This is a genomic window from Pseudoalteromonas sp. 31A1, from assembly GCF_011378815.1.
Taxonomy (GTDB): Bacteria; Pseudomonadota; Gammaproteobacteria; order Enterobacterales; family Alteromonadaceae; genus Pseudoalteromonas; species Pseudoalteromonas arctica.
Window position 1 is genome coordinate 1 of sequence record NZ_WTKY01000003.1, and the last position, 19,967, is coordinate 19,967.

Genomic DNA, 19,967 nt, shown 5'->3' on the forward strand with positions numbered 1-19,967 from the left:
TCACCGTTACTGTCGGTAATAACAATGTTTATAACCGTGCCTGCAGGCTCTGTTGAGGTACCACTAATCACTGGAGTGCTGTCGTTACCTAAGCCCAGTGCATCAACGGTGACAACCGGTGTAATGGTGTCTACGTTACCACTGCTGCTCGCGGTGGTGTCGTTGCCTGCAGCATCAGTAATGCTGGCAACAACGCTAAACTCACCTTGTGCAAGGGCTGTCGAGACTTCGATTGCCCAGTGACCATCGCTGCCTACAACGGTGCTAAGGGTTTGATTGATGCCTTCACTGTCGGTGATAGTTAATGTAACGGTGCCACCAATTTCATTACTGGTGCCTTGCAGCTCTGGTGTTAAATCACTTATATCGCCCACGTTTTGAATGGTGAGTGTTGGCGCTTGCGTGTCGATGGTGGTGGTGTCACTCCCGGTGGTTTCGTTGCCGACACTGTCGCGCACACTTACTTCAATGGTCGTTTCACCTTCGCTTAGCGGTGTGGTTGGTGTGGCGCTCCAATCACCATTTGCATCCACAAGGGCGGTGATAGTTTGTGGGTTGCCTGCGCTATCAGTAACCACTATAGTCACTTGTGCCCCCTCGCCCGCATCACTTGTGCCGCTTATGATTGGCGTGTTGCTGTCGCTTTGTGCTGCAACATCAACAGTGAGTGTCGGCGGTGTATTATCAAAGTCATCTGAGCTAATTGTACGGGTATTACCTGCGGCATCGGTCGCTGTTGCGATCACTGAGCCTAAGTTCAGTAATGAGATATCAATACCAGTCAGTGACCAGTTACCATTGGCGTCAGTGGTTGTGGTGTAACTTACGCCCACACCGCCGCCAACAAGTTGCTCAGTAATAGTAATTTCACTGCCAGCCGGTAAATCAGATGTACCGTTTAATAACACCAATGAACCTAATAAGAAGGTAGGTGTAAATGCTAAGTCTGGCGGTGTTATATCGACTTCGCCACTGTCCGTGCCGGTGCCTGTGTTGCCTGCAGCATCGGTGATGCTGGCGCTGACGCTGTAATTACCTTCCGCTAAATCGCCGCTTGGCGTTGCACTCCAGTCACCACTTGCATCGGTTTGTACATCAATGCTTTGAGTGGCATTCGCTGCATCTGTAAACGTAACTGTGATAGTGCTATTAGGTGCATCACTGGTGCCAGTCACTGTGGGTGTGGTGTCATTGGTGAGTACTGGCGCATTTACACTCACACTCGGTGCGGTCGTATCAATGGTGCCGTTGCCTATAATATCGGTGCTGTTACCTGCCACATCGCTGATGTTAGCTTCAATACTATATGGTCCTTCTGCTATCGCTGTTGGCACTTCGACTGAGAAGTTGCCATCTTCATCAACCGTGGTGGTGAACGTTTGTGTATTGCCTAAATCGTCCACCACGGTGAAGTTAATAACGGTGCCTTCAACGGCATCGCTTGTGCCGCTAAGTGTCGGGGTGATGTCGCTACTTGAGCCTGGACTGGTAAGTACAAGTGTCGGTGCAATGGTGTCTATTTCACCAGCGCCAGTAGCGGTGGTGTCATTGCCTGCTGCATCGCTCACGCTTGCGCTGATGGTGTATCCACCTTCTGCAATGGCTGCCGGTACAGGAATTGACCACGTACCATTAGCAAGTACGGTGGCGCTCATTGTTTGTGGTGTGCCACTGCTATCTGTCACTATAACCGTTACCGTACTGCCTTGCGGTGCATCACTACTGCCTGCAATCGTTGGCGTGGTGTCGTTGCCTGCACCGTTGTTGGTAATAACAAGGCTCGGACCTGTTAGATCTATCTGACCTGTCTCTGTGGCGCTGCCAATATTACCCAGTCCATCATCTACCTGTGCGGTAACAATGTATTCGCCTTCGGCTAAATCAGTTGGTGCATCGACACTCCATACACCACCCGTTACGGTCGTATCAACAGTCGTAATATTCCCTGCACTGTCTTCAAACGTTAAGCTAATGGTTGTGCCATCAGCTGCATCACTTGTCCCGCGAATTTCTGGCGTGGTGTCATTGGTGTCAACCAGTGCATTAATACTGATGCTTGGCGCAGTGGTATTGAGTGTCGCGGTTTCACTTAACGTGGTGGTGTTGCCTGCGCTATCACTAACGCTAGCTTCAATGGTGAGCTCACCATCGCTCAGTGCATTCGGTACATCTGCTGACCAACTGCCATCGGCTTGTACTGTCGCGGTGAACGTTTCTGTGTTATCTGCATCCCTGACGTTAATCGTTATAACCGTGCCTGCTGGCGCGTTTGATGTCCCGCTAATTGTTGGTGTGCTGTTATTCGTGGCGCCCACGGTATCCAGTGTTAATGTCGGTGCTAAGGTATCAAGAGTGCCTGATTGAACTGCGCCACCGGTGTTGCCTGCATCATCGGTGATACTGGCTTGTACGGTGTAGCTGCCATCTGGTAATTCAGGGCTGGTTGCTTGCCAATTACCGCTGGCATCAACTGTGGCAGTGATTGGGTGCTCATCACCGTTACTGTCGGTAATAATAATGTTGATAACCGTGCCTTCAGGCTCTGTTGAGGTACCACTAACAACTGGGGTGCTGTCGTTACCTAGACCCAATGCGTCAACAGTGACGATTGGTGTAACCGTATCAACATTGCCACTGCTATTCGCTGTGCTCTCATTGCCTGCGGCATCGGTAATGCTCGCAACAACTGTGAAGTCACCTTGGGCAAGCGCGTTTGATACTTCAATAACCCAGTGGCCATCGCTGTCAACTATTGTATCAATGGTTTGCACAGCACCTGCGCTATCCGTGATAGTGAGTGTGACAGTGCCACCAATTTCATTACTGGTGCCCTGCAGCTCAGGTGTTAAATCGCTAACATCGCCTACGTTTTGAATGGTGAGCGTTGGCGCTTGCGTGTCGATAGTCGTGGTGTCACTCACGGTGGTTTCATTGCCAACACTGTCGCGTACACTTACTTCAATGGTGCTTTGACCTTCACTTAATGGTGTCGCTGGTGTGGCGCTCCAATCACCGTTTGCATCCACAAGCGCGGTGATGGTTTGTGGGTTGCCGTTGCTGTCGGTAACCACAATCGTCACTTGTGCACCCTCACCTGCATCGCTTGTGCCGCTTATGATTGGCGTGTTGCTGTCGCTTTGTGCTGCAACATCAACAGTGAGTGTCGGTGGCGTATTATCAAAGTCGTCTGAGCTAATTGTACGGGTATTACCTGCTGCATCGGTCGCTGTTGCGATCACTGAGCCTAAGTTCAGTAATGAGATATCAATACCAGTCAGTGACCAGTTACCATTGGCGTCAGTGGTTGTGGTGTAACTTACGCCCACACCGCCGCCAACAAGTTGCTCAGTAATGGTAATTTCACTGCCAGCCGGTAAATCAGAGGTGCCGTTTAATAACACCAATGAGCCTAATAAGAAGGTAGGTGTAAATGCTAAGTCTGGCGGTGTTATATCGACTTCGCCACTGTCTGTACCTGTGCCTGTGTTGCCTGCAGCATCGGTGATGCTGGCGCTGACGCTGTAATTACCTTCCGCTAAATCGCCGCTTGGCGTTGCACTCCAGTTACCACTTGCATCGGTTTGTACATCAATGCTTTGAGTGGCATTCGCTGCATCTGTAAACGTAACTGTGATAGTGCTATTAGGTGCATCACTGGTACCAGTCACTGTGGGTGTGGTGTCATTGGTGAGTACTGGCGCATCCACGGTAATGCTTGGCGCGGTCGTGTCTATTGTGCCGTTACCTGTAATACCGGTGCTGTTACCTGCTGCATCGCTGATGCTGGCGGTGATCGTGTACGGCCCTTCTGCCAAGGCAGTCGGTACTTCTATAAAGAAGTTGCCATCGGCATCCACAGTGGTCGTAAAGGTTTGTGTATTGCCTTGATCGTCCACCACGGTGAAGTTAATAACGGTGCCTTCAACGGCATCGCTTGTGCCGCTAAGTGTCGGGGTGATGTCGCTACTTGAGCCTGGACTGGTAAGTACAAGTGTCGGTGCAATGGTATCTATTTCACCAGTGCCTGTGGCAGTGGCTTCGTTGCCTGCGGCATCGCTCACACTGGCGCTCACTGTAAAGGTGCCTTCAGCCAGTACTTGCGTGGCTGCTACGCTCCATGTGCCATTAACCCCTAATGTGGTCGTTACGGTATGAGTAATATTATTACTGTCGGTGATTTCAACGCTCACGGTGCTGCCTTGTGGCGCATTCGCTGTGCCAGTGATCGTAGGTGTTGTGTCATCAGTCACGGTTACATCATTTACGGCAATATTAGGAATGGTCGTATCCACTACACCATTTTCTGTTGCTGTACTTGTATTGCCGCTTCCATCTGTAACACTCGCTTCAACTTCATAACTGCCTTCAGCTAAGTCAAAAGGGGCTTCAACACTCCAGATACCGTCTGTAACGGTTGTTTGTACCGTGTTTGTTATGTCATTACTGTCCGTGATACTGACGGTGATAATAGTGCCATTTGCTGCACTGCTGGTACCGCTCACATTCGGCGTTGTATCATTTGTATCCATTAATGCATCAATATTAATACTTGGTGCATTGGTACCCAATGTTGCGCCTTCACTTAATGTGGTGGTGTTGCCTGCACTGTCACTGACGCTTGCTTCTATGGTGAGTGGACCATCAGTCAGTGCGTTCGGTACATCCGCTGACCAACTGCCATCGGTTTGTACTGTCGCGATGAACGTTTCTGTATTATCTGCATCCGTGACGTTAATCGTTATAACCGTGCCTACTGGCGCGTTCGATGTCCCGCTAATTGTTGGTGTGCTGTTATTCGTGGCACCTACTGTGTCTAACGTCAGTGTCGGCGCTAAAGTATCTAAGCTGCCTGTTTGTGTGGCGCCGCCGGTGTTGCCTGCATCATCGGTGATACTGGCTTGTACGTTGTAGCTTCCATCTGGTAATTCAGGGCTGGTTGCTTGCCAATTACCGTTTGCATCCACAGTAGCGGTGATTGGGTGCTCATCACCGTTACTGTCGGTAATAACAATGTTTATAACCGTGCCTGCAGGCTCTGTTGAGGTACCACTAATCACTGGAGTGCTGTCGTTACCCAAACCCAGTGCATCAACGGTGACAACCGGTGTGATGGTGTCTACGTTACCACTGCTGCTCGCGGTGGTGTCGTTGCCTGCAGCATCAGTAATGCTGGCAACAACGCTAAACTCACCTTGTGCAAGGGCTGTCGAGACTTCGATTGCCCAGTGACCATCGCTGCCTACAACGGTGCTAAGGGTTTGATTGATGCCTTCACTGTCGGTGATAGTTAATGTAACGGTGCCACCAATTTCATTACTGGTGCCCTGAAGCTCTGGTGTTAAGTCGCTGACATCGCCTACGTTTTGAATGGTGAGTAGTGGCGCTTGCGTGTCGATAGTGGTGGTGTCACTCACGGTGGTTTCATTGCCAACACTGTCGCGTACACTTACTTCAATGGTGCTTTGACCTTCACTTAATGGTGTCGCTGGTGTGGCGCTCCAATCACCGTTTGCATCCACAAGGGCGGTGATAGTTTGCGGGTTGCCTGCGCTGTCGGTCACTACAATAGTGACTTGCGCGCCTTCACCCGCATCGCTTGTGCCGCTAATAACCGGTGTATTGCTGTCGCTTTGTGCTGCAACATCAACAGTGAGTGTCGGCGGTGTATTATCAAAGTCATCTGAACTAATTGTACGGGTATTACCTGCGGCATCGGTCGCTGTTGCGATCACTGAGCCAACATCAAGTAAAGATACATCCAACCCGACTAATGACCAGTTGCCATCCGCATCCGTTGTAGTGGTATATGTTGCACCAATACCACCGTTAACAAGTTGCTCGGTAATAGTAATTTCACTGCCAATGGGCAAGTCAGACGTACCGCTTAGGGTAATTAATAAACCAAGTTCAAACGTTGGTGTAAAGGCAAGTGCTGGCGGGGTTACGTCTACTTCGCCACTGTCCGTGCCGGTGCCTGTGTTGCCTGCAGCATCAGTGATGCTGGCGCTGACGCTGTAGTCACCTTCAGCTAATGTACCTGTTGGTGTCGCACTCCAGTTACCATTAGCATCGGTTTGTACATCAATGCTTTGAGTGGTATTCGCTGCATCTGTAAACGTAACTGTGATAGTGCTATTAGGTGCATCACTGGTACCAGTCACTGTGGGTGTGGTGTCGTTGGTGAGTACTGGCGCATCCACACTCACACTTGGTGCTGTGGTATCAATGGTGCCATCGCTCGCAATATCGGTGCTGTTGCCTGCCGCATCGCTAATACTTGCTTCGATGCTGTATGGCCCTTCTGCCAGTGCAGTCGGTACTTCCACTGAGAAGTTGCCATCAGCATCCACAGTGGTGGTGAACGTTTGTGAGCTACCAAAATCATCCACTACGGTGAAGTTAATAACCGTGCCTTCAACCGCATCGCTTGTGCCGCTAAATGTCGGGGTGATGTCATTACTTGAACCAGGGCTGGTAAGTACAAGGGTCGGTGCAATTGTATCCACCTCTCCTGCGCCTGTGCCGTTGGCTTCGTTGCCAGCGGCATCGCTCACGCTTGCGCTTACGGTGAAGTTACCTTCTGCAAGGGCTGTCGTAACAGGGGCTGACCACGCGCCACTTCCGCCAACTGTCGCGGTAATGGTTTGCTGTGCACCGGCACTGTCTGTCACAATAATAGTGACTTCACTGCCTTGTGGCGCATCGCTTGTACCCGAGATGGTCGGTGTCGTGTCATTGCTAACACCATTGTCTACAATAACAAGGCTTGGTGCGGTTAAGTCAATCTCGCCTGTTTCGGTGGCGCTGCCGATATTACCTAGGCCATCGTCTACCTGTGCGGTAACAGTATATTCGCCTTCGGCTAAATCAGTTGGTGCATCGATGCTCCATACACCACCCGTTACCGTCGTATCAACAGTCGTAATATTCCCTGCACTGTCTTCAAACGTTAAACTAATCGTGGTGCCATCTGCCGCATCGCTTGTACCATTAATGGTTGGGGTGGTGTCGTTGGTATCAACCAATGCATTAATACTAATGCTTGGGGCCGTGGTGTTGAGTGTTGCGGTTTCACTTAATGTAGTGGTATTACCGGCGTTATCACTAACGCTAGCTTCAATGGTGAGCTCACCATCGCTCAGTGCATTCGGTACATCCGCTGACCAGCTGCCATCAGCTTGTACTGTTGCGGTGAACGTTTCTGTATTATTTGCATCCGTGACGTTAATCGTTATAACCGTGCCTGCTGGCGCGTTCGATGTCCCGCTAATTGTTGGTGTGCTATTATTCGTGGCACCGACTGTGTCTAACGTCAATGTCGGCGCTAAGGTATCTAGGTTGCCTGTTTGTGTGGCGCCGCCGGTGTTGCCTGCATCATCGGTGATACTGGCTTGCACACTGTAGCTGCCCTCTGGTAATTCAGGGCTGATTGCTTGCCAGTTGCCGTTCGCATCGACTGTGGCTGTAATTGGTGTTTCATCGCCGTTACTGTCTGTGATAACAATATTCACAACGGTGCCTTCAGGCTCTGTTGAGGTACCACTAACAACAGGGGTGCTGTCGTTGCCTAAACCCAGTGCATCAACGGTGATAACCGGTGTAATGGTATCTACATTACCACTACTGTTGGCCGTGGTGTCGTTGCCTGCGGCATCGGTAATGCTGGCAACAACGCTAAAGTCACCTTGTGCAAGGGCACCTGGAATTTCAATATTCCAGTGGCCATCACTTTCAACGGTGGTGGTGAAGGTTTGCTCAGCGCCTTGGCTGTCGGTGATGGTCAGTGTTACGGTGCCGCCAATTTCATTACTAGTGCCCTGCAGCTCAGGTGTTAAATCGCTGACATCGCCTACGTTTTGAATGGTGAGTATTGGCGCTTGTGTGTCTAACGTAATTGTATCTGTAACTGTTGTCGTATTTCCTGCTTCGTCAGATACACTCACTTCGATGGTGTTATCACCTTCATTTAAATCTGTTTGTGGAGTTACTTCCCAGTTACCATTTGCATCTACTGTGGTGCTAAGTGTTTGTTCAACTCCATTTTCATCTGTAATAACAACCGTGATACTGGTACCAACGTCTGCATCACTAGTGCCTGAAATAGTAGGCGTTGAGTCGTTGGTTACAGCTTCAAAGTCAACGGTTAAGCTAGGTCCTGATGTGTCTATATTACCGGTAGCCGTAGTTGAAGCGCTATTTCCTGCAGCATCAGATACTTCAGCTTCTACAGAATAATCGCCCGAGGCCAACTCTTGAGAAAGTTCAACACTCCAATTACCATCGGCATCCGTTGTTGTGCTAAATGTACGAACAACCCCTTGAGAATCAGTAACCGTTAAATTTATAACTGTGCCTGAAGCTACGTCTGTTGTGCTACCTGAAATAATTGGAGTAGTGTCATTACTAGTTTCTAGTTCATTAACTTGTATTGTTGGAGGCGTAATATCAATTACAGCATCAAGCTCTGCATTAGCCGTTCCACCACCTATGTCTGTTACTGTTGCAATAATTAAAATGGTGCCCTCAGCTAAATTTGCAGGCGGAGTAACACTCCAAAGACCGTTTTCATCAACAACTGTGGTTAAAGTAATTACTGCACCCGCTGAGTCAGTGATCTGAACTTCCACTTGAGAGCCAACTTGTGCATTAAAAGTATCACCATTTATTTGAGGTGTTTGATCGTTAGTTTCGCCAATAATATCAATGGTAATGGTCAATGCGCTTGTATCAATTGTGCCTGAAGCACTTGCTGTGCCTTCATTACCAGCGCTATCACTAATACTTGCATCTACAGAGTAGCTTCCTTCAGCTAAAGCCGCGGATACTTCTGCAGTCCAACTTCCATCAGCAATTACTTGTGCTGTAATTGTTTGTAATTCACCGTTAGCATCGGTCACGGTTAAAGTTACGGTTGAACCAGCTGGCTCACCGCTAGCTGTGCCTGAAATAGTTGGTGTTGTATCACTCGTATCGCCTAGCGCATTAATAGTAACTATTGGCGCTGTGGTATCAACTTCTCCCGTTGTTGTGGCTGTGGTTTCATTACCCGCGGTATCAGTAACCGATACTTCAACAGTAAATTCGCCTTCACTTAATTCGTTCGGCACATCTACACTGAAGGTGCCATCGGCTTGTACTTCAGTAGTAATTATTTGTGGATTACCTGCTTCATCAGTCACGGTAATAGTAACAACCGTGCCTTCTGGCTCACCCGTCGCGGTGCCTGAAATAGTTGGTGTGGTGTCGTTAGTATCACCTACAGGGTCTATTATTACTGATGGTGCAGCCGTATCAACTTCTCCAGTCGTAGTTGCTGTGGTTTCATTACCTGAAGTGTCAGTAACGGATACCTCAACTGTAAATTCGCCTTCACTTAATTCGTTTGGTACATCAACACTGAAGGTGCCATCGGCTTGTACTTCAGTGGTAATGATTTGTGGGTTACCTGCTTCATCAGTAACTGTAATAGTAACAACCGTGCCCTCTGGCTCCCCCGTTGCGGTGCCTGAAATAGTTGGGGTGGTGTCGTTACTATCAGCCAGTGCATCTATCGTGATCACCGGTGCTAAAGTATCAACCTCGCCAGTCGTAGTTGCTGTGGTTTCATTGCCCGCAGTATCTGTAGCCGATACCTCAACAGTAAATTCACCTTCACTTAATTCGTTCGGCACATCAACACTAAAGGTGCCATCAGCGAGTACTTCTGTAGTGATAGTTTGTGGGTTACCGGCTTCATCAGTCACGGTAATAGTAACAACCGTGCCTTCTGGCTCACCTGTTGCGGTGCCTGAAATAGTTGGGGTGGTGTCGTTACTATCAGCCAGTGCATCTATCGTAATCACCGGTGCTGAGGTATCAATAGTACCCGTTGTTACTTCTGTACTTTCGTTACCCGCAGTATCAGTGATTGATACGTCTACACTGTATTCGCCTTCGCTTAATTCATCTGATACATCAACAGTGAAAGTGCCGTCAGCGAGTACTTCTGTGGTGATGGTTTGTGGGTTACCTGCTTCATCAGTCACGGTAATAGTAACAACGGTGCCTTCTGGCTCGCCCGTTACAGTGCCAGAAATTGTCGGTGTTGTATCGTTACTATCAGCGAGTGCATCAATCGTAATAGTTGGTGCGGTATTATCGATAGTTCCTTGTGCTGAAGTTTCACTTTGGTTACCTGCTTCATCGCTAACGATGGCATTAACGCTAAAGTCACCTTCAACTAACTCATTAATAGCATCAGCTGTCCAGCTACCATCAGCTAGCGTTTGTGTTGTAATTGTTTGTGTATTACCACCAGCGTCCGTCAATGTTAACGTAACCGTTGTTCCAGCTGGCACATTTTGTACGGAACCTGAAATTGTTGGAGTAGTATCGGCGCTATCTGGGATTGCATTAATTGCTATAATTGGAGCTGATAAATCAATTGTTCCAGTACCGGTATCGCTTGCTTCATTACCTGCAGCGTCTGTTACTGTTGCCGTAATTGTAAAGTCGCCTTCAGCAACAGCTTGAGTTGCACCTACTTGCCAAGTTCCATCTTCTGACACAACCGCCGTCAATGTTTGAGACTCACCATTTGCATCAGTAACTAAAACACTAACAAGGCTACCCGGAGCTACATCACTCGTTGTTCCGCTAAATGTAGGTGTTGTATCGTTTGAATCAGCAAAGTCATTTATTGCAACTAAAGGAGGGGTGGTATCAACTGAGCCTAATTGTGAATCTTGAGCTGCGTTACCCGCATTATCAGATACATTAGCAGTTACGGTAAAATCCCCCTCGCTTAAAGCAGTTGGAACCTCAATACTCCAAGTACCATCCGCACTTATAGTAGTAACTAACTGTTGCTCAGCCCCTAGACTATCGGTAACAATTAAAGTTACTTCACTGCCCGATGCTAATCCTTGGGTAGAGCCTGTAAGAGTAGGTGTTGTATCGTTTGTATCTGCAATATTGTTAATAGTGACACTTGGTGCGGTTAAATCAACCGTACCTGTAACAGTTGCAGTACTGCTATTGCCTGCAGTGTCGCTAACACTTGCTGTTACTGTGAAATCACCTTCACTGAGATCTGCAATAATATCCGCTGTATATGTACCATCGGCATTTGTAAGTGTTGTGAGTGTTTGTTCATTGCCTTCACTGTCAGTTATTACTAATGTAACTTCGGTCCCTGCAGGTACATCAATTACGTTACCACTTACTGATGGGGTTACATCATTCGTATCCTCAATAGGATTAATCGTGATTGCAGGATCGGTTAAATCAATCTCTCCAGTTTCACTTGCAGAAGCTGTATTACCTGCAGCATCAGTCACTGTTGCAATTACACTAAACTGACCTTCAACCAATTCATTACTTGCCTCAACAGACCAACTTCCGTCAGCACCAGTAACTACTTGCACGGTTTCTGTTACGCCATCGCTTCCTGTAAATGTAACGGTTACTAATGCACCAGGCTCTACGTCTTGGGTAGAGCCGCTAACTGTTGGTGTTGTATCGTTAGTATCAATAATAAAATTAATGCTTACCGTTAAATCAACATTACCTACTGCACTTGCTTGCGCCTCATTACCCGAGTCATCTATAACAGCAGCAACTACGGTAAAGTCGCCCTCAGGTAGAGGGGTTGTTACTTGTGCAGTCCACGAACCATCTGCTTGCGTCACTGCAAGTAATGTAAACGTACTCCCATCGCTTGCCGTAATAGTTAAAGTAATGGTAGTACCTGCAGGCACATTACCGGTGTTACCACTTAAAAATGGAGTGGTATCGTTAGTATTAGCAATTGCATCGATTTGAATTGAAATAGGAGCAAACGTTATTTCGCCGTTTGTTTGCGCAGTAGCCTCATTACCTGCTGGATCGGTTACTGACGCAGTTGCTGTAAACTCACCACCTGGCAAGATTTCATTAGCATCAACACTCCATGTACCATCTTCATTTAATAAAGTAGTTAAAGTTTGTACGCTACCGTTTATATCGGTTACTAATACTGTAATTACAGAGCCTGCTGGAGCGTCTTCTACCCTACCTACAAATGTTGGTGTAGTATCGTTAGTATCAGCAATTGCAGTAACGGTAATATCTGGATTTGTTAAATCAACAACACCTTGGTTATTTGCTTGGGCTTGATTACCTGCAGCATCGCTTACACTTGCATCAACCTCAAACTGCCCTTCAGCCAATGGCGTAGTTACGTCAATAGACCAATCACCATCAGCGTTAGTTTGGGTTAATAATGTTTGAGTTTGACCATTAAAATCGGTAATAACCACACTAATAATAGAGCCAGCAGGTACATCTTGCGCATTACCTGTAATAGTTGGCGTGGTGTCTTGAGTATCGTTAATATTATTAATTTGTACCGTAGGCGCCGTTAAATCAACTACTCCTGAATCACTTGCTAATGCTAAGTTTCCTACACTGTCGCTTACTTGTGCATCAACAGTAAAATCACCTTCGGGTAAAGGAGTCCCAACTTCTACACTCCAGCTTCCATCGGCTTGAGTAACCGCAGTTAATGTTTGTATTTGTCCTGCACTATCTGTAACAGTAATTGTTACTTGCGTGCCTTCAGGAACCCCATTTGTTGTTCCAAAAAGTGGTGGTGTTGCGTTATTTGTTTCATCAGTTACATTTACTGTGATTACCGGAGCAGTTAAATCTACATTAGCTAAAGCTTGGTCTACAGCTTGATTTCCAGCTGCATCAATCGCAACAGCGCTTACGTTAAACTCCCCTTCAGATAAAGGTGAGGTGGTAGTAATTACCCAATTTCCTTGAGCATCAACCTGAGTAACTATTGTTTGTACCGTACCTGCACTATCCGTTAACGTGACCGACACATTATCACCAGTGTTCAACCCAGATACAGTCCCTGTTACTGTCACTGTTTGCGAAGCAGAATCGGCAACAGGATCAATAGCAATAAGCGGAGGTGTTGTATCAATTTCTATAGAAATAGTGTCGTTTATAGGGTTGCCAACAGGATCTGTTGCTTCAACAACAACGGTCACAGGGCCATCCGCAACTGGAGTTGGTAGGGTTATTTCAAAGGTACCATCAGGGCCAATCACAACACTAACTACTTGAGAATTTCCATCAACATCAGTTACCGTCACATTAACCGTTTCGCCAATTAAGTTTTCACTCGTACCGGTAATTGTTGGTTGTGATGAATTAGTAACGCCCAGCTCATTAAGTGAAATAGAAGCCGAAGTTACGTCAGGCACAATACCATCAGAGGTATCTCTTAAATTAAAAGCTTCAGTAGCGCTTTGATCAAAAGAAGAATCAAAAGTAACACTACTAGGATCAACACTTTCAGAAATTCGGGTTAACTGTACAAACGAACTACCTCCATCTGCACCAGCTGCATTACCGCCACCAGCGGCTGTTGCCTCTAAATTATCTAAAATGTCCCCATCACCCTCTAATGCATCTAAAAAATCTGTTACATCTGAATTAGCCGCCGTTGATGAGTCTTGCTCTGTACCTAAGTCTAAGCTTGCGATTGCTTCATCTAAACTTTCATCAAAAACAGTTGTTTCGCTAGAGTCTCTTGCTTCTTTCGCTAATAGGCCTGGTGTTATTTTTACCTTTTGATTTGCGGGTATAGATAAGGTTTCACCTTGCACATCTATTTGTAACGACGACTTAATAGCAGTAACAACTAAATCACCTACGGTAATAATGTCACCAACGTTTAACGCTCTTATTGATCCATCATCCAACACAACACCCGCCGAACCCTGAATATCAATAACTACAAGTTGATTTGCTTCCATTTAGGTACCCTCAAACTTTTTAAAATAACAATCTAATAAATTAAAGGTAGAACAAAAAAAGCACATAGATACTGGACTCAAGTACAGGTTTAGAAGAAAAATTCAAAAATAAAAAATCAACAAAAAAGTGGTAGAAATTTTTTTTCATGCTACCCGAAAAGATTACTTGCAAAATTAGCACTCCTTTACTAAATATTTAAAAGAGTATTTTCGGTCTTAACAGGATCTAAGAGGAAGAAATGATTATAAAAAACACTTTTAAAAAGCATCAAGGGACTATGTTAATCGGATTAGCGATTACAGCCGTAACTTTATCAAACTACGTGCATGCAAACGAACAATCAGCAATGCCACTTACATACGTCTCAAGTAAAGCGATTGAAAACAATCCTGAAGTACAAGAAGCATGGCATGCTTTTAAATCTTCTATTTATGGAGTGGATGCTGCCCGTTCAGGTTATTTACCAAGTGTTGATGTATCAGCAAGTGCAGGATATGAAAGAAGAAATTACGGTATTGAAGAAGAATATAACCGTAATACAGCCGAATTAAGCGTTACTCAAATGCTTTATGACGGTTTTAGAACATCTAATACAGTTGACCGTTTTAAACGTATTCAACTTATTAGGTACTTTGAGCTTATTTCTCAAACAGAACAAACAGCACTTGAAGCCTCGATTGCACTACTTGACGTACAAAAATTCAAAGAGTTAGTACAACTTGCAGAAGCTAATTTACAAGAGCACGAGTCTGTATACCAACAAATAGAGCAAAGCGTAGGCGCCGGTGTAGCGCGCGCAGCAGACCTAGAACAAATTAGTGGTCGTTTATCTCTAGCGCAATCTAATGTATTAACGGAGTACTCAAATTTACATGATGTAAGCGCTCGCTACCTAAGAGTTGTAGGTGAGCTACCTATGAACGATATAAAGCAAGCTGACCTTGATGAAAACAATATACCAATTTCGGTTAACCAAGCGCTAGACGTCGCCTACAAAAACAGCCCTTCATTTTATGCCTCTTTGTATAATATTGAAGCGCAAAAGGCGAACGCCAAAGCACAAAAAGCGGCCTTTCATCCTAACGTAGATTTATCTGCCCGCTACGGTAGCCAAGATAGAGATGAGCTTGGTCAAAATGAAACCAGAACAGAAGCGCGAGTCGGCATAGATATTAGTTATAACTTGTATAACGGTGGTCTTGATAGCGCTAATTTAGAACAAGCTTATCAAGATATAAACATTGCAAAATATCAACGAGATCAAGCCTGTATTGATATTCGTCAAAGTCTGCAAATTGCCTACTACAACGTCACTATACTAGAGCAAAAGTTGCCAGCGCTTAATCAACACCGCGAATCATCAACTAAAGTTAAAATTGCATATAAAGATCAATTTGATATAGGCCAACGAACTCTACTAGACGTACTTGATGCCGAAAACGAATCGTTCCAATCAACACGTTCATACATAGTTGCGCTTTACGACCGCCAATCGGCTATTTTAACTATGCTAAAAGAAATGGGGAAATTATTGCCAGCACTTGACGTAATGTCAGGTAAATACCCTACATTAAAAGAGCTAACTGACGATCCTATTGTGCATAACGCACAAAATATTTGTCCGAGTTACGATGTAGCAACCACCTTTAGCCGAAAGGCATTTCTACAAAAAAAAGCGAAGCAAGATAATGCCTACATGAGTGTAACCGCTATGCCAAGGTACTTAGATATACCGTTGGAAACCGACACTACACAAAGTAGCTTTTTAGATGATGATGGTGACGGCGTACCAAACGAGCAAGACACTTGTCCGAGTACGCCGCTGTCAACTAATGTTGATTTATCTGGCTGTACAATTTATAGCGCATCAACCTCGAATATAGAGATTGGTATCCCTTTTTCTGCTGACTCAAGCGATGTAAGGTCTCAATATATTCAAGAAATTAGTCGGCTTGCAGATTTTTTAAAAGAAAATCCAAATAAGCAGGTTGAAATACAAGGTCATGCTTCTCTAGATGGAGATCGAACATATAACCGCAAACTATCTGAAAAACGTGCGTTTGCTGTTGCTGAAATTCTAATTAAACAATTCGATATAAAACCAAAACGTGTTAAATCGTTCGGGTACGGTATTGATCAACCTCGAGTAAACGAAATATCAGTAAGAGCAAATGCTGCGAATCGACGTATCGAAGCTGTAATTACTGATAGCTAAGTCAATTAACGTTATGTAAATAACTAGGGTCTGTTGATCTTTGCGGATTAAAATTTGTTCAAACTAGGGGCTGTTTAATCGCGGCGCGAGATTTGTAACCTAGTGGGCTAAGTAAAAACCGAGCAACAAAGAGTAAATAGCCCCTAGGAAGAACCCTTTGGGCAGCGCCTGTTTGGCATTAATGCTACGTTATCGCCCATTTATGGGGAATAACCACATTGCATAGGCTCTGCCTTGCCTAAATACCAAACAGACTGCTGAAAATTTAACCTTGAAAGATCAACAGACCCTAAACTCGGCTTGAAATATTTAAGCTAAATTTATTTCTCGAGTTTAGGTTTAGTAGTAACAACCGCATGCAGTTCTACATAACATTGGATGGTTTATGGAATTAAACGATGTACTTGATCATGGTGGCATACTCGTTGACTGCCTAGCAGTTTTATGTCGCCATCATGATAAAGAGTTTTCAAGAGAAGCACTATTAAATGGACTTCCTCTAACTGATGGAAATCTTACTCCATCAGGTTTTTCGCGCGCAGCTAAGCGCATTGGCTTTAAATCGAAAGTAGTTAATAAGCCACTACAAAAAATTAATACAGCACTGCTACCTGCCATCTTAATTTTAAAAGACAATCAAGCCTGTGTTATTAATTCTATTGATTACGATAAGCAGTTGGTGAGTGTAATTTACCCAGAGCTTACCGAATCAGTTATCGAACAAAGCATTGATGAATTAGCAGGCAACAGTGTTGGTTTAATTATTTATGCACAACCAGAATTTGCATTTGATGAGCGAACACCCGTACTTGAAAAACTATCAAAAGACGGATGGTTTTGGGGAGTAATTAAAGAGTGCCGCTCACTTTATAAAGACGTAATCATTTCAGCTATTGCGTTGGGCTTTTTGTCGGTTGCTATGCCTTTATTTGTAATGAACGTATACGACCGCGTAGTGCCCAATCATGCAACAGAAACCCTATGGGTACTTGCCATTGGCATTTTAATAGCACTCACTGCTGACTTTGTTTTGCGCTTAGTAAGAGGCTACTTTGTAGAGCTTGCTGCCAGTAGAATAGATGTAAAAGTATCTGCTGTAATTATGGAGCGAGTACTGGGGATGAAACTAAAAAACCGCCCATCATCCGCAGGCTCCTTTGCTAGCAACATTCAATCATTTGAAGCTGTGCGTAACTTTTTTAGCTCCATAACGCTTGTCGCATTAGTCGACTTACCATTCGTTGTTTTATATTTAATTGTTATTGCCATTATTGGCGTACCTCTAAGTTTACCTATTATAGCGGGCGCACTTATATTATTAGCTTACGCTATTGCTGCACATCGCAAACTCGAAGCCCTTTCAGAACAAACAATGAAAGCAAGCTCAATGCGAAACGCAGTACTTGTTGAAAGCTTAACCAATATTGAAGATGTAAAAAGCTTTCACTCAGAGTGTAAAACACAATCTGTATGGGAAAAGTCGACCATTTACATTGCGCAAGTAAACGCACAAAGTCGATTCGTTTCTAGCTCTATATCAAATACAGCATCGTGGATACAGCAATGTGTAGGCGTGATAATAATGATAATAGGCGTACACCTCGTTATTGAAGGTGAGCTAACTCAAGGCGGATTAATTGCAGCCTACTTATTATCATCTCGTGCTATGGGCCCTATTGGGCAGTCAGCCGCTGTTTTAGCGCAATATCATCATGCGGCAATAGCAATGCAATCACTAAACGAAATTATGGAAAAAGAGGTCGAGCGCCCACCGGGTAAACATTGGTTAAGCCACCCTATTTTAAAGGGCGATATAGAATTTAAAGATGTATGTTTTAAATACTCTGACGAATCTCATAATGCACTTAACGGTGTTAGCTTTAAAATTAAAGCGGGTGAAAAAGTTGCAATTTTAGGGCGCAATGGCTCAGGTAAAAGTACATTAGAAAAGCTTATTTTAGGGCTATATGAACCCTGTTCAGGATCAATTTTGATGGACAATAACGATATACATCAAATTGACCCTGCAGAGCTTCGTCATAATATTGGCTACGTTCCGCAAAACGTCGCCCTGTTTTATGGATCCTTAAAAGACAACCTTACGATAAGCGCTTGGCATGCCAAAGACGAGCAAATTATTGAAGCTTGTGAGCGAAGCCAATTATTTGATTTAATTAATTCGCACCCCGACGGATTTGATTTACAAGTGGGCGAACAAGGTCGTCAATTATCAGGTGGGCAACGCCAAGCAGTTGGGATGGCTAGAGCATTAATAAACGATCCTCCTATTTTATTATTAGATGAACCAACCTCATCGCTAGATCACAACAGTGAAAGTAAAATTATTAGTAACTTAAAAAAATGCTCTATCGATAAAACTCTCATTGTGGTGACTCACCGCTCATCATTACTTGAGCTTGTTGATCGAATTATAGTTTTAGATAACGGAAAAGTAGTTGCTGATGGACCAAAACAAAAAGTAATTGCGGCGTTAAATAATAAAACCGTGGAGCAAGCCTCATGAGTGATAACAAAAAACCACTTGAACAACGCTCTTTTGAATCTGTTAGTAAAGCTATAGAGGCCAGAAAACAAGGTAAGCCATCTGTATTTAATACACTTTTTAAAGGATGGCTTTCTCCACCAAACACTCAAGACTGGGTAGTAGATGCACAGTGGGAAAAAATGCAGCAGGAGCCAGCAAGCGCGAGATTACTACTTTATTTAATTTGTTTAACGTTTATATGCCTTATTGTGTGGTCTGGCTTTGCTAATTTGGATGAAGTTGCTCGTGGCGAGGGCCGTGTTATTCCTTCTAATAAATTACAGCTTATTCAATCTTATGATGGCGGTATGGTCGAAACAATCAATGTAAAAGAAGGACAAATAGTAAACGAGGGTGATGTGCTTATTAAAATAGACCCTACCCGCTTTATTTCTAGCTTTAGAGAAAATCAGTCAAAGGTTGAATCGTTAAGCGCAAAAGTAGCAAGACTCAGAGCGCTTACTCAAAAAAAGGAGCTGGTATTTAGCGACGATATTATAAAAAACGCACCTCAAGTAATACAACATGAGCGCTCACTTTATTTAAGTAACAGTCAAGAATTAGAGCAGCAGGTAAGCATTCATAAACGCCAACTAGAGCAACGACACCAAGATTATATTGAAGCTAAAGCAGCACTTCAGCAACATACAAGCGCGCTGCGCTTAACAAACCGAGAACTCTCTGTTACTCGCCCATTATTACGCACCGGTGCTATTTCAGATATAGATATTATTCGTTTAGAGCGTCAAATAGTGGATCTAACCGGCGAGATAAACCGCACTAAGGCAGTTATAAACAGAAGTCTTTCGGCTATTAACGAAGCTAAAAACAAAGTAACCGAAGTTGAGCTCGTTATGATCAACCGCTGGAACAACGAACTCTCCGAAGCGCTACTTCGACTCGACTCAATTAAAGAAACCGAATCTGGCTTAGCCGATAAAGTAACTCAAACTGAAATACGCTCTCCTGTTAAAGGCACTGTACAGCGATTATTAGTTAATACTGTTGGCGGTATTTTGCAGCCTGGTAGTGATGTTATGGAAATTGTCCCGCTTGACGATCAACTTGTAGTAGAGGCAAAAATTCCGCCTAAAGACATTGCGTTTTTACGTCCTGGGCAATCTGCAATGATAAAGTTTAGTGCCTACGACTTTGCCGTATATGGTGGCCTTGAAGCAGAGGTATTACATATAAGCGCCGATACAATTACAGATGACCGCGAAAACACCTTTTATTTGGTACAACTAAAAACCACCAAAAATAATTTTTCAAAAGAGCTGACTATTATTCCAGGGATGACCACTCAAGTGGATATTATTACCGGTAAAAAAACCGTACTTGAGTATCTTTTAAAACCAGTTCTTAGAGCTACATCGCAAGCAATGACAGAGCGTTAAGCATTTTATAAATGGAGAA

General features: G+C 44.7%; 4 protein-coding genes. 3 read left to right on the forward strand and 1 reads right to left on the reverse strand.

The window, feature by feature from the left end; translation table 11 throughout:
• On the reverse strand, nucleotides 1–13,790 hold a 13,790-nt coding region (locus GQR52_RS03905), incomplete at its 3' end, for an Ig-like domain-containing protein (RefSeq protein ID WP_165727529.1).
• Nucleotides 13,791–14,029: 239 nt separating this feature from the next.
• On the opposite strand from GQR52_RS03905, the gene GQR52_RS03910 reads away from it, so the two are divergent.
• From GQR52_RS03910 to GQR52_RS03920, 3 genes are all read left to right on the forward strand, one after another.
• Nucleotides 14,030–16,006, forward strand: a complete 1,977-nt coding sequence (locus GQR52_RS03910) for a TolC family outer membrane protein (RefSeq protein WP_165727530.1) — start codon at nucleotides 14,030–14,032, stop codon at nucleotides 16,004–16,006.
• 385 nt (nucleotides 16,007–16,391) lie between these two features.
• Nucleotides 16,392–18,530, forward strand: a complete 2,139-nt coding sequence (locus tag GQR52_RS03915; RefSeq protein WP_165727531.1) for a type I secretion system permease/ATPase — start codon at nucleotides 16,392–16,394, stop codon at nucleotides 18,528–18,530.
• Nucleotides 18,527–19,948 carry an HlyD family type I secretion periplasmic adaptor subunit gene (locus GQR52_RS03920; RefSeq protein WP_165727532.1) on the forward strand — a complete coding sequence of 474 codons (1,422 nt, stop codon included), beginning with the start codon at nucleotides 18,527–18,529 and terminating at the stop codon, nucleotides 19,946–19,948. The genes GQR52_RS03915 and GQR52_RS03920 overlap by 4 nt, the downstream gene beginning before the upstream one ends.
• The last annotated feature ends 19 nt before the right edge of the window (nucleotides 19,949–19,967 follow it).

Excerpts from the sequence above, each read along its gene's own strand:
- GQR52_RS03910 (WP_165727530.1), top strand. The coding sequence starts at position 14,030 with ATGATTATAAAAAACACTTTTAAAAAGCATCAAGGGACTATGTTAATC.
- GQR52_RS03915 (WP_165727531.1), top strand. The coding sequence starts at position 16,392 with ATGGAATTAAACGATGTACTTGATCATGGTGGCATACTCGTTGACTGC.
- GQR52_RS03920 (WP_165727532.1), top strand. The coding sequence starts at position 18,527 with ATGAGTGATAACAAAAAACCACTTGAACAACGCTCTTTTGAATCTGTT.